This is a genomic window from Rhodococcus gordoniae (assembly GCF_001646655.1).
Classification (GTDB): Bacteria; Actinomycetota; Actinomycetes; order Mycobacteriales; family Mycobacteriaceae; genus Rhodococcus; species Rhodococcus gordoniae.
The window spans coordinates 24,087-35,842 of sequence record NZ_LPZN01000010.1; the positions used below are offsets into that span (position 1 = coordinate 24,087).

The 11,756-nt window shown below is 66.3% G+C and carries 11 protein-coding genes; 10 read left to right on the top strand and 1 reads right to left on the bottom strand.

The window, feature by feature from the left end; all coding sequences use genetic code 11:
• Positions 1–94 precede the first annotated feature (94 nt).
• The 10 genes from A8G18_RS05935 to A8G18_RS05980 all read left to right on the top strand — a co-directional run bounded on the left by A8G18_RS05935 (position 95) and on the right by A8G18_RS05980 (position 11,064).
• Positions 95–1,030 carry a Rossmann-like and DUF2520 domain-containing protein gene (locus tag A8G18_RS05935; protein ID WP_064063122.1) on the top strand — a complete coding sequence of 312 codons (936 nt, stop codon included), beginning with the start codon at positions 95–97 and terminating at the stop codon, positions 1,028–1,030.
• Positions 1,023–1,961 carry a pantoate--beta-alanine ligase gene (panC, locus tag A8G18_RS05940; RefSeq protein ID WP_064063123.1) on the top strand — a complete coding sequence of 313 codons (939 nt, stop codon included), beginning with the start codon at positions 1,023–1,025 and terminating at the stop codon, positions 1,959–1,961. Before A8G18_RS05935 ends, panC begins: the two co-directional genes overlap by 8 nt.
• A 44-nt stretch (positions 1,962–2,005) precedes the next feature.
• Positions 2,006–2,443, top strand: a complete 438-nt coding sequence (panD, locus tag A8G18_RS05945) for an aspartate 1-decarboxylase (RefSeq protein WP_064063124.1) — start codon at positions 2,006–2,008, stop codon at positions 2,441–2,443.
• A 2-nt stretch (positions 2,444–2,445) separates the two neighbouring features.
• Positions 2,446–3,279: a type III pantothenate kinase gene (locus A8G18_RS05950; RefSeq protein ID WP_064063125.1), complete on the top strand. Its 834-nt coding sequence runs from the start codon at positions 2,446–2,448 to the stop codon at positions 3,277–3,279.
• A gap of 93 nt (positions 3,280–3,372) precedes the next feature.
• Positions 3,373–3,825 (top strand): rhodanese-like domain-containing protein, encoded by a 453-nt coding sequence (locus tag A8G18_RS05955; RefSeq protein WP_064063126.1) that lies wholly within the window; start codon positions 3,373–3,375, stop codon positions 3,823–3,825.
• 98 nt (positions 3,826–3,923) lie between these two features.
• On the top strand, positions 3,924–5,390 hold the full coding sequence (gene lysS, locus A8G18_RS05960) for a lysine--tRNA ligase (protein WP_242496777.1): 1,467 nt from the start codon (positions 3,924–3,926) through the stop codon (positions 5,388–5,390).
• A 95-nt stretch (positions 5,391–5,485) separates the two neighbouring features.
• Positions 5,486–5,845 (top strand): histone-like nucleoid-structuring protein Lsr2, encoded by a 360-nt coding sequence (locus A8G18_RS05965; protein ID WP_016931932.1) that lies wholly within the window; start codon positions 5,486–5,488, stop codon positions 5,843–5,845.
• A gap of 150 nt (positions 5,846–5,995) precedes the next feature.
• Complete coding sequence (locus A8G18_RS05970; RefSeq protein WP_064063127.1) at positions 5,996–7,426, top strand: phospholipase D-like domain-containing protein; 1,431 nt, start codon at positions 5,996–5,998, stop codon at positions 7,424–7,426.
• A 269-nt stretch (positions 7,427–7,695) separates the two neighbouring features.
• Positions 7,696–10,239 (top strand): ATP-dependent Clp protease ATP-binding subunit, encoded by a 2,544-nt coding sequence (locus A8G18_RS05975; RefSeq protein WP_016931934.1) that lies wholly within the window; start codon positions 7,696–7,698, stop codon positions 10,237–10,239.
• A gap of 180 nt (positions 10,240–10,419) precedes the next feature.
• Entirely contained in the window at positions 10,420–11,064 is a 645-nt protein-coding gene (locus A8G18_RS05980) for an MBL fold metallo-hydrolase (RefSeq protein WP_064063128.1), read from the top strand.
• A gap of 37 nt (positions 11,065–11,101) precedes the next feature.
• On the opposite strand, the gene A8G18_RS05985 is transcribed toward A8G18_RS05980, so the two are convergent.
• Positions 11,102–11,728 (bottom strand): TetR/AcrR family transcriptional regulator, encoded by a 627-nt coding sequence (locus tag A8G18_RS05985; protein WP_064063129.1) that lies wholly within the window; start codon positions 11,726–11,728, stop codon positions 11,102–11,104.
• Between the last annotated feature and the right edge of the window lie 28 nt (positions 11,729–11,756).

Here is an 11,756-nt window from a genome sequence, read left to right on the forward strand (position 1 = left end):
ACCCGACCGTGGCGGGCCCCGGAAAGCGCGCGCTATTGTCGATCGGAACGTCCGGTACCCGCTGAGCGGGACTGGAACGAACGAGAGGACTCCCGTGAATTCCTTCGGGATCACCAACGCACCTGCGCCTGCGCGCCTGTCGGTAGGAATTGTGTCCGCCGGCCGGGTCGGTACCGCATTCGGCGCGGCGTTCGAACGGGTCGGTCATGTCGTCGTGGCCTGCTCGGCGGTCTCCGACATCTCCAGGCACCGCGCCGCCACCCGTCTGCCCGAGTCGCAGATCCTGCCGGTCGACGAGGTCGCCGGTCGCTGCAACCTCCTCCTTCTCGCCGTTCCCGACACCGAACTCTCGTCGCTGGTCGGGGGCCTGGCGGCCACCGGTTCGGTCGCTGCCGGCACGATCGTGGCCCACGTCTCGGGCGCTCATGGCACCGCGATCCTCGAGCCGCTGACCGAGCAGGGCGCCGTACCCCTCGCGATCCATCCCGCGATGACCTTCACCGGTCACGACGAGGACATCGACCGGCTCTCGTCCGCGTGCTTCGGCATCACGGCCGCCGACGAGGTCGGCTACGCCATCGCCCAGTCCCTGGTCCTCGAGATCGGCGGTGAGCCGGTGCGCGTCCCCGAATCCATGCGGACGACCTACCACGCGGCCCTCGCGCACGGCAGCAACCACCTGGTCACGCTGGTCGCCGACGCCGTCGAGGCACTGCGCAGCGCCCTGCAGGGTGAGGAGTTGCTCGGCCAGCAACTCGTCGACGATGCTCCCGGTGGAGTCGCCGAACGGGTCCTGCAGCCGTTGCTCTCGGCGGCGCTCGACAATGTGCTGCGGCGCGGACCCTCGGCTCTCACCGGACCGGTCGCGCGTGGTGACGCCGACGCCGTCGCCGCACATCTGCGCGCGCTCGAGGCCGTCGATCCGCAGATCGCAGCGGGTTATCGGGCGATGTCGTTGCGGTCGGCGCAACGGACCGGCTCGAAGCCGGAACTCATGGCAATTCTCGAAGGAGCTGAATACGGTGAGTGAAGCAGGACAGCGTGGATACGTGCGAGGTGAACTGAGCGTTCACCACGATCCCGCGGGCCTGACCAAGGTCACCCGGGCTCTGCGCGGCGTCGGCCGCACCGTCGCACTCGTACCGACGATGGGTGCGCTGCACACCGGTCACCTCGAACTCGTGCGCCAGGCAAAGCTCACCGGCGCCGTCGTGGTGGTGTCGATCTTCGTCAACCCGCTGCAGTTCGGGAAGGGGGAGGACCTCGATGCCTACCCCCGCACCCTCGACGCCGACCTCGAGTTGCTCCGCGAAGCCGGGGTCGAACTCGCGTTCGTCCCGTCGGCCTCCGCGATGTACCCGCACGGCCCGCGCACCACGATCCATCCCGGTCCGCTCGGATCGGAACTCGAAGGTGTTTCGCGCCCCGGCCATTTCGCCGGGATGCTGACGGTCGTCGCGAAGCTGTTCAACATCGTCGGCCCCAACGCCGCGTACTTCGGCGAGAAGGACTATCAGCAGATCACCTTGATCCGTCAGATGGTCGCCGACCTCGATCTCGACATCCGCATCGTCGGTGTTCCCACCGTGCGCGAGCAGGACGGACTCGCACTGTCCTCGCGCAACCGCTATCTCGACGCCGAACAGCGCGAGATCGCGACCACGCTGTCGGCGGCCCTCGTCGCCGGCGCGCACGCCGCGGCGGGTGGAGCCGAGGCGATCCTGTCCACGGCGCGCGAGGTGCTCTCACAGAGCCCGCAGATCGAGGTGGATTATCTCGAGGTGCGCGGTGCCGATCTCGGGCCCGCGCCCGAACGAGGCGACGGCCGGCTGCTCGTCGCCGCGCGACTCGGCACCACCCGCCTCATCGACAACGTCGGGGTCGCCGTCGGTACCGGTTTCCTCGAGCGCGCCACCGGCCCGGTGGATCCCGAGGCCGAAGACAACCTGACGACCCGCTGACCCACCGATCGAATTCGGAAACGAGAAAGAAACCGAGGACGAGCATGTTCCGCACCATGATGAAGTCGAAGATCCACCGCGCCACGGTCACCCACGCGGATCTGCACTATGTCGGTTCGGTGACCGTCGACCAGGATCTGATGGACGCCGCGGATCTGCTCGAAGGTGAGCAGGTCTGCATCGTCGACATCGACAACGGGGCCCGGCTCGAGACGTACGTCATCGCCGGTGAACGTGGTTCGGGCATCATCGGGATCAACGGGGCCGCAGCGCGTCTCGTGAGCCCCGGCGATCTCGTCATCCTCATCGCCTACGGGGTGATGAACGAGCAGGAGTGCAAGGACTACAGCCCGCGCGTGGTGTTCGTCGACGCCGACAACCGTCAGGTCGAGCTCGGAAACGACCCCGCCCACGCTCCCGAGGGCTCGGGTCTGATCACGCCTCGGATGCTGTCGACTCTCGACTCCCCGTCCCTGGTCTAGAGGTGCTCCTCACCGTCGACGTCCGCAACACCAATGTCGTCCTGGGGGTGTTCGCGGGCAGCGGGTCGAACGCGCGCCTGCTGCGCGACTGGCGCGTCCGTACCGATCCCAGGATGACCGCGGACGAGATCGCCCTGCTGTTCCGCGGTCTGCTCGGGGAATCCGCCGAGCAGGTCACCGGGGTCGCGGCGCTGTCGACCGTGCCGTCGGTGTTGCGCGAGCTGCGCGTCATGCTCGACCGCTACTGGTCGTCGGTGCCACACGTCGTGGTGGAGCCGGGTGTGCGGACGGGAGTGCCTCTGCTGGTAGACAATCCGAAGGAGGTCGGCGCCGACCGCATCGTCAACAGCCTGGCGGCCTACCACTTCTACGGATCTCCGTGCATCGTCGTGGATTTCGGAACCTCCACGTGCGTCGACGTCGTGTCGGGCAAGGGTGAGTTCCTCGGCGGCTCCATCGCTCCGGGTGTGGAGATCTCGATGGATGCGCTGGCGTCCCGGTCTGCGGCGCTGCGCAAGGTCGAATTGCTCCGTCCCCGAGGCGTTCTGGGTAAGAACACCGTCGAGTGCATGCAGTCCGGGGCCGTCTTCGGGTTCGCCGGCATGGTCGACGGCATCGTACGGCGGATCTGCGCGGAGGTTCCCGGTTTCGACGGCGACGACGTGGCCGTGATCTGCACCGGCGACAGTGCGCCGCTGATCATGCCGGAGTCACGCACTCTCGAGCACCACGAACCGGATCTGACCCTCGAAGGGTTGCGTCTGGTGTACGAACGGAACCAGGTGAGACGAGCGGCACGCGGAACTGCGGGTTCCGCCGAGCGTCATTCTGTGTAAAGATGGTTTCCGTGATCCGTTGCATGAGCACCCAGGAGTGTTGTCGAGGCTGACCGCCACCTCGACCGATAACACATTCCTGGGAGTTTTCTCATGCGCGTTGCGCTTCTTTCCGCCTCTTCTGTTTCCACCGCTGCTCCGGTCGCCTTCCACCGACTGGCCGTCGAGCGCACGTACCCCACCGAACTGGCCGCGGCGGTCGCTCGCGGCGCCGTCGTCGTCGACATCCGCTCGCACGCCGAACGTGCCGCTCAGGGAACACTTCCCGGCGCGCTGGCCATCTCCGCCGATCTCGTCGCCGAGCGGCTCGATCCGAGTGGGTCGGGCCGGCTCGCACTCGCCGTCGATCGCGACGTCGAATGGATCCTCGTCTCGTCCGACGGTGCGAGTTCGCACGGCGTGGTCGCCGGGCTGCACGCGCAGGGGCTGAGGCGGGTCACTCATCTCGTCGGTGGCTACGACGCCATCCGCGCCGCCCGCCTGGTCGGGGCGGTGGCAGAGGCCCAGCACGTCGCTCAGGACGTGGCACGGGTCACCGCGCACTGAAAGCGCGCATCTGCAGGAAGAACGACCCCGGGTGTCCGATAGTCTGGTTACCCGTGAGTGATGCCACCGTTCAGCAGCCCGACGACACCCCCGAGCAGATGCGGGTCCGCCGCGAGAAGCGCGAACGGCTCCTGGCACAGGGTTCCGAGGCCTATCCCGTAACGATCGCGCGCACCCATACGCTCGCGGAGATCCGCGCCGAATATCCCGACCTCGAACCCGACACCGCCACCGGCACCGTCGTCGGCGTCGCCGGACGCGTGATGTTCTCGCGCAACACCGGCAAACTGTGCTTCGCGACGCTCCAGGAGGGCGACGGCACCCAGCTGCAGGTCATGCTGAGTCTCGCGGGTGTCGGCGAGGACGCGCTCGCCGGCTGGAAGTCCGATGTGGACCTCGGCGACATCGTGTTCGTGCACGGTGAGGTCATCAGCTCCCGTCGCGGCGAGCTCAGCGTCATGGCCGACTCGTGGACGATGGCGTCGAAGGCGCTGCGTCCGCTGCCGGTCGCGCACAAGGAGATGAACGAAGAGGCACGGGTGCGTCAGCGCTACGTCGACCTCATCGTGCGTCCCGAGGCGCGCCGCAACGCGCGCATGCGTGTCGCGGTGGTGCGCGAACTGCGCAACGCGCTCGAGCGTCGCGGATTTCTCGAAGTCGAGACTCCCATGCTGCAGACCCTGCACGGCGGTGCTGCGGCGCGCCCCTTCGTGACGCACTCGAACGCGCTCGACATCGACCTGTTCCTGCGCATCGCCCCGGAACTGTTCCTCAAGCGGTGTGTGGTCGGCGGTATCGAGAAGGTCTTCGAGATCAACCGCAATTTCCGCAACGAAGGTGCCGACTCGACGCACTCGCCGGAATTCTCGATGCTCGAGACGTACGAGGCCTACGGCACCTACGACGATTCGGCGCGGATGATCCGCGAAATCATCCAGGAGGTCGCGTTCGCGGTCTTCGGGAGCCACGTCGTGATGCTCGCCGACGGCACCGAATACGACCTCGGGGGTGAATGGAAAACCCTCGAAATGTATCCCTCGCTGTCCGAGGCGATCGGTTCGGACGTGACCCCCGACACCACAGTCGAGGAATTGACCGCGCTCGCAGGTCGCGTGGGTCTCGAGATTCCCGAGGGCAAGGGCTGGGGTCACGGCAAGCTCGTCGAGGAACTGTGGGAGCACATGTGCGGCGACCAGCTGCACGAGCCGACATTCGTGCGTGATTTCCCCGTGGAGACCTCGCCGTTGACGCGCGATCACCGCGACGTGCGCGGCGTCACCGAGAAATGGGATCTGTACGTCCGCGGTTTCGAACTCGCCACGGGTTACTCGGAACTCGTCGATCCGGTGATTCAGCGCGAGCGTTTCGTCGATCAGGCGCGCCTGGCCTCGGAAGGGGACGACGAGGCGATGGTGCTCGACGAGGATTTCCTCGCCGCGATGGAACAGGGAATGCCGCCGACCACCGGTACCGGAATGGGAATCGATCGCCTCCTCATGGCACTTACCGGTCTGGGAATCCGTGAAACAATCCTCTTCCCGATTGTCCGACCGAACACCCGCTGATCGGATTTCGCCACTCCATATTGCGATGCGTTAATCGGCGGGTAGTGTGGTGCCCGTCCCGCGGGGGGAATCGCATGCGAGAGGATTTACACCACATGGCGAAGAAAGTCACTGTCACCCTGATCGACGATGTGGATCAGGAATCGGCGGCGGACGAATCGGTTGAGTTCGGACTCGACGGAGTGACGTACGAGATCGACCTTTCCGAGGACAATGCGGCACGGTTGCGCGAGCAGTTGGAATTCTGGATCGAACACGCTCGTAAGGTCGGCGGCCGCAAGCGGAGCAAAGTTGCGGTCGGTGCTGCTCCGGCCGCACGCAAGAGCGCATCCGGAAGTGCGGGTCGCGAGCAGACGGCTGCGATCCGGGAATGGGCACGGAACAACGATCTGCCGGTCTCCGCGCGTGGCCGTATCTCGGCGGAGATCGTCGAGGCGTACAACAAGGCACACTGACGACATCGTCGTCCGTGGGGCGTCGTCCATCCGTGGACGGCGCCCCACAGTCGTCTGGAAGGTGGGTTCGCTTGTGGCTCAGTGGCCTCCGCCACACCGATTCCCCATGGAGCCCGCTGGGACGATACGGTCGGGGAGTAGCATCCGCTCATGGCCGAGACCGTGCTCGAACAGGGTTCCACCTGCTGGCGAATCGCGCGAGCGGAGAGGCTGACCTGTATCGTCGACGCAGCCGACTATTTCCGTCACGCCAAGTCGGCGATGCTCGGAGCGAAAAAGCGCATCATGCTGATCGGATGGGATTTCGACACCCGAATCAAGTTCGAACCGGACGGTCCGACTCTCGAGGGACCGAACAAACTCGGTGAATTCCTCGAATGGCTCCCCGAACGGCGGCCCGATCTCGATATTTATCTGCTCAAGTGGAACATCGGCGCGTTCAGCGCCCTGGCGCGGGGAATGACTCCGGTGTTCGTGCTCGACTGGCTCACCGACCCGCGGTTGCACTTCGAAATAGACGGAGCGCATCCCGTGGGCGCCGCCCATCATCAGAAAATTCTCGTGGTCGACGACAGTATCGCTTTCTGCGGTGGTATCGATATGACCGTCGACCGCTGGGACACCCCTGATCACCCGGACCGCAGCAAATACCGGCGGGAGCCGAGCGGAAAACGTTACGGGCCCTGGCACGACGTGACCACCGCCGTCGACGGTGGGGCCGCACGGGCTCTCGGCGACCAGGCCCGCGCCCGGTGGAAGGCGGCCACGGGGGAGGAACTCGATCCGGTGCCGGACCCGGAACCGATCTGGCCCGACGACCTCGAACCGACCCTGCGGGGCGTCGACGTGGGCATCGCCCGCACGCTGCCCACCTACGGCGGGAAGGAAGGCGTCCACGAGATCGAATCGCTGTACCTGTCGGTGATCGAGAAGACCCGGCACACCCTCTACCTCGAGAGTCAGTATCTGGCCTCGCGCAGGATCGCGGACGCGCTCGCGGAGCGACTGCAGGAACCGGACGGGCCCGAGATCGTGGCGGTGATCCCGCGCAACGCCGAGGGCTGGCTCGAACGCAAGGCGATGGACGGTGCCCGCCGTGCCCTGCTGCACATGCTGTGGGAGGCCGACGTGCACGGCCGCTTCGCCGCCTACTATCCCGTCACGGCCGGCGGGGAGCCGATCTACGTCCACGCGAAGGTCGTCGTGATGGACGAGAGGCTGCTGCGGATCGGGTCGTCGAATCTGAACAACCGTTCGATGGGATTCGACACCGAATGCGACCTGGCGATCGAGTCCGCCGAACCCGGGGACGCGGTCGGCCGCGCCGCCGTCGAGCTGCGCAACATCCTGGTGGCGGAGCATCTGAACGTCGACCCGAAGGTGATCGCCGAGGCCACGGAGGAGGGTGGATCGCTCATCTCCACCATCGAACGGTTGCGGGGGCCGGGACGTTCGCTGCGGCCGTTCGAACCGGGTACGGTGTCGGACGAGGACAGTGTCCTCGCCGAAAGTGCTCTGGCCGATCCCGAACGTGCCTCGGGGAGCCTCGGACGCAGGATCGAGCGATTCTTCGCCCGTTGATCCCCCACTGCCGCTGTTCGCTTGTGGCGTACAGCTTGCGGAAACGTATCCGCCACGTGCAGCGTTGACTTCTGAAACCGGGTTTTCTCGCCGCCTTCCGAAGGGTAGAGGGAAAGCGAGTCGATACCACGACCACTAGAGTGTGGAGTGGGAGCTTGGAACCTCGAAACGGTTCCGACGAACGACTCGAGTGCCGGAGCTAAGAGCGGCAGCAGGGTGCGGGACGATCGGCGTACCGGACCGGCGGCCGGAGAGTGTGAGGGAGTGCGATGTTCGAAAGGTTCACCGATCGCGCGCGGCGCGTCGTTGTCCTGGCTCAGGAAGAGGCCAGGATGCTCAACCACAACTACATCGGCACGGAGCACATCCTCCTCGGCCTCATCCACGAAGGTGAGGGTGTGGCGGCGAAGTCGCTCGAGTCGTTGGGTATCTCCCTCGAAGGTGTTCGCAGCCAGGTCGAAGAGATCATCGGCCAGGGGCAGCAGGCGCCCTCGGGGCACATTCCCTTCACTCCTCGTGCCAAGAAGGTCCTCGAGCTGAGCCTGCGCGAAGCGCTCCAGCTCGGACACAACTACATCGGCACGGAGCACATCCTGCTCGGCCTCATCCGCGAGGGTGAGGGTGTGGCGGCGCAGGTGCTCGTCAAGCTCGGCGCCGATCTCAACCGGGTGCGTCAGCAGGTCATCCAGCTGCTGTCCGGCTACCAGGGCAAGGAGCCCGCAGAATCCGGCACGAGCCGTGGCGAGACCGGCACTCCGTCCACCTCGCTCGTCCTGGATCAGTTCGGCCGCAATCTCACGCAGGCAGCTCTCGAGGGCAAGCTCGATCCGGTCATCGGCCGGGCGAAGGAAATCGAGCGCGTCATGCAGGTGCTGTCGCGTCGTACGAAGAACAACCCGGTGCTCATCGGCGAGCCGGGTGTCGGTAAGACCGCCGTCGTCGAGGGTCTCGCGCAGGCCATCGTCAACGGTGAGGTCCCCGAGACCCTCAAGGACAAGCAGCTCTACACGCTCGACCTGGGTTCGCTCGTCGCCGGCAGCCGTTACCGCGGCGACTTCGAGGAACGCCTGAAGAAGGTCCTCAAGGAGATCAACAGCCGCGGCGACATCATCCTGTTCATCGACGAGCTGCACACGCTGGTCGGTGCGGGTGCCGCCGAGGGTGCGATCGACGCCGCATCGATCCTCAAGCCGAAGCTCGCCCGCGGTGAGTTGCAGACCATCGGTGCGACGACCCTCGACGAGTACCGCAAGTACATCGAGAAGGACGCCGCTCTCGAGCGCCGCTTCCAGCCGGTGCAGGTCGGGGAGCCGACGGTGGAGCACACCATCGAGATCCTCAAGGGTCTGCGCGATCGCTACGAGGCGCATCACCGTGTCTCGATCACCGACAAGGCGCTCGTCGCGTCGGCCACTCTCGCCGACCGCTACATCAACGACCGCTTCCTGCCCGACAAGGCGATCGACCTCATCGACGAGGCCGGTGCCCGCATGCGCATCCGCCGCATGACCGCGCCGCCGGACCTGCGCGAGTTCGACGACAAGATCGCCGATGCCCGTCGCGAGAAGGAATCGGCGATCGACGCGCAGGACTTCGAGAAGGCCGCGAGCCTGCGCGACAAGGAGAAGCAGCTCGTCGCGCAGCGTGCCGAGCGCGAGAAGCAGTGGCGTGCGGGCGATCTCGACGTCATCGCCGAGGTCGACGAGGAGCAGATCGCCGAGGTCCTCGCCAACTGGACCGGTATCCCGGTGTTCAAGCTCACCGAGGAGGAGACCACGCGTCTGCTCCGCATGGAGGACGAGCTGCACAAGCGGATCATCGGCCAGGAGGACGCCGTCAAGGCCGTCGCCAAGGCGATCCGTCGTACACGTGCCGGCCTGAAGGACCCGAAGCGTCCGTCCGGTTCGTTCATCTTCGCCGGTCCGTCCGGTGTGGGTAAGACGGAGCTGTCCAAGGCGCTCGCGAACTTCCTGTTCGGTGAGGACGACGCCCTCATCCAGATCGACATGGGCGAGTTCCACGACCGCTTCACCGCATCGCGTCTGTTCGGTGCTCCTCCCGGCTACGTCGGATACGAGGAGGGCGGCCAGCTCACCGAGAAGGTGCGCCGCAAGCCGTTCTCCGTGGTTCTGTTCGACGAGATCGAGAAGGCCCACCAGGAGATCTACAACACCCTCCTGCAGGTCCTCGAGGACGGTCGCCTCACCGACGGTCAGGGACGCACGGTCGACTTCAAGAACACCGTGCTGATCTTCACGTCGAACCTCGGCACCGCCGACATCTCGAAGGCCGTCGGGCTCGGCTTCTCCGCCGGAACGGGCGAGGCGTCGAACTACGAGCGGATGAAGAACAAGGTCCACGACGAGCTGAAGAAGCACTTCCGGCCCGAGTTCCTCAACCGTATCGACGACATTATCGTCTTCCACCAGCTCACGCAGGAGCAGATCATCCAGATGGTCGACCTCATGGTCGGACGTGTGGAGACGCAGCTGAAGAACAAGGACATGGGTATCGAGCTCACCGAGAAGGCGAAGTCGTTGCTCGCCAAGCGCGGTTTCGACCCGGTGCTCGGCGCACGTCCGCTGCGTCGCACGATCCAGCGCGAGATCGAGGATCAGCTCTCCGAGAAGATCCTGTTCGGCGAGATCGGCGCAGGCCAGATCGTCCTCGTCGACGTCGAGGGCTGGGACGGCGAGGGTGCGGGCGAGAACGCGAAGTTCACGTTCACGCCGAGCGAGAAGCCGGCCGAGGTCCCGGACACCCCGGCGGTCGCGCTGGCGAAGTCCAGCGAGGGTGAGTCCGAAGCCGGATAACCGCTCGACGCCTGTGAATGCAGGCACGTGTTGCAGCCTGTGAATGCAGGCACCTGCTGTACCGAGAGGGGCGGCACCCGAGAGGGTGTCGCCCCTCTCGTCGTCCGACGCACTTGACCTCCAGTCGGCTCGAGGTTGCACGGTGGGGTGGTGAACGGACGACGACCAGGAGGTATCGCGATGCGGCAAATACTGCCCGATCTGTGGGAGACGCAGGAGGACAACCCCTTCCCAGGGTTGAGGACGCACGCCTATCTGTGGACCGGGAAGAACAACGTGCTCTTCTACTCGGTTGCCGGTGAGGCCGATTTCGACGCACTGGACCGCCTCGGCGGGATCACCGACCAGTACCTGTCCCACCAGGACGAGGCCGGCCCGATGCTGGGCAGGATCGCCGAGCGCTTCGGGTCGAGACTCCACGCGGCGGCGGCGGAGGCCGACGTGGTCGGCCGGCACGCCCGCATCGACGTCCCGCTGACGGAACGTCACGTGGACGACAACGGGTTGGAGATCGTCCCGACGCCCGGGCACACGGTGGGCAGCATCTGCTATGTGGTGCCCGGCGCGGACGGGACCCGCTACCTGTTCACCGGCGACACGCTGTACTGCGGTGCTTCGGGGAAGTGGCAGGCCGGTTACATCGAGGGGATGAGCGACGCCCGTGCGCTCGCCGACAGTCTGCGCCTGCTGGCGACGACGGAACCCGATGTGGTGATCTCGAGTGCGTTCGCGGGGGAGTCGGGCGTGCACCGGGTCGACCCCCGGGAGTGGCCCGCCCACATCGACCAGGCTCTGACGGGGTTGTCTGCCGCGGTGCAGGGCTGAGCAGAGATCTTCTTTCCGGACGATCTGCCCGGCCGGCTCATCTGCCGATGGCCGGCATGTGCGCGGCGAGTGTCGACAGGGTGCCGGCGACGATCTCGGTGAGTTCGTCGGGCCGGATGTCGAGGCCACCGTCGAGCCATTCGCGAACGAGTTCGACGGCGCCGGCCACGACGACCACCGCGCACAGTTCGGCTCGACGGGAGCCGAGGCGCGTTCCCACCGCGTCGCTCTGCTCGACGAGTTCGTCGGCGGCAGCGCGGATGAACGCACTCTTCCGTTCGGCGAGCGGGGGCGCGTCCGAAATGAGGAAACGGCCCTGCTGGGGATCGAGTTCGACGGCACCGACGATCGCCCCGACCGCGGCGCGTGCCTTGGCGTGCAGGTCGTCGGGGGCCGACGCGATCGCGTCGACGGCACCTTCGAGGAGGGCGGCACCGAGTTCGTCGTAGGCGGTGGTGGCGAGGTCGTTCATGTCGGTGAAGCTCTCGTAGAAGAAGCGCGGACCGACTCCGGCGGTGGCCGCGACCTTCCGTACCGTCGCCGCCGACCATCCTTCGTCGGCGACCACGTCGATCACTGCCTTCCGGAGGCGTGTGCGGCGTTCGGCGCGTCGATCGGCCGGGGCGACGCCACGATATGCGCGGGCGGCTTCGGGCTCGGACACATCGTCGAGTGTGGCACAACCACGACGA

What these genes read in the sequence shown, in the direction of transcription:
- A8G18_RS05970 (WP_064063127.1), top strand. Translation starts at nt 5,996, where the DNA reads ATGGCCGAGACCGTGCTCGAACAGGGTTCCACCTGCTGGCGAATCGCG.
- A8G18_RS05975 (WP_016931934.1), top strand. Translation starts at nt 7,696, where the DNA reads ATGTTCGAAAGGTTCACCGATCGCGCGCGGCGCGTCGTTGTCCTGGCT.
- panD (WP_064063124.1), top strand. Translation starts at nt 2,006, where the DNA reads ATGTTCCGCACCATGATGAAGTCGAAGATCCACCGCGCCACGGTCACC.
- A8G18_RS05955 (WP_064063126.1), top strand. Translation starts at nt 3,373, where the DNA reads ATGCGCGTTGCGCTTCTTTCCGCCTCTTCTGTTTCCACCGCTGCTCCG.
- A8G18_RS05980 (WP_064063128.1), top strand. Translation starts at nt 10,420, where the DNA reads ATGCGGCAAATACTGCCCGATCTGTGGGAGACGCAGGAGGACAACCCC.
- lysS (WP_242496777.1), top strand. Translation starts at nt 3,924, where the DNA reads ATGCGGGTCCGCCGCGAGAAGCGCGAACGGCTCCTGGCACAGGGTTCC.
- A8G18_RS05965 (WP_016931932.1), top strand. Translation starts at nt 5,486, where the DNA reads ATGGCGAAGAAAGTCACTGTCACCCTGATCGACGATGTGGATCAGGAA.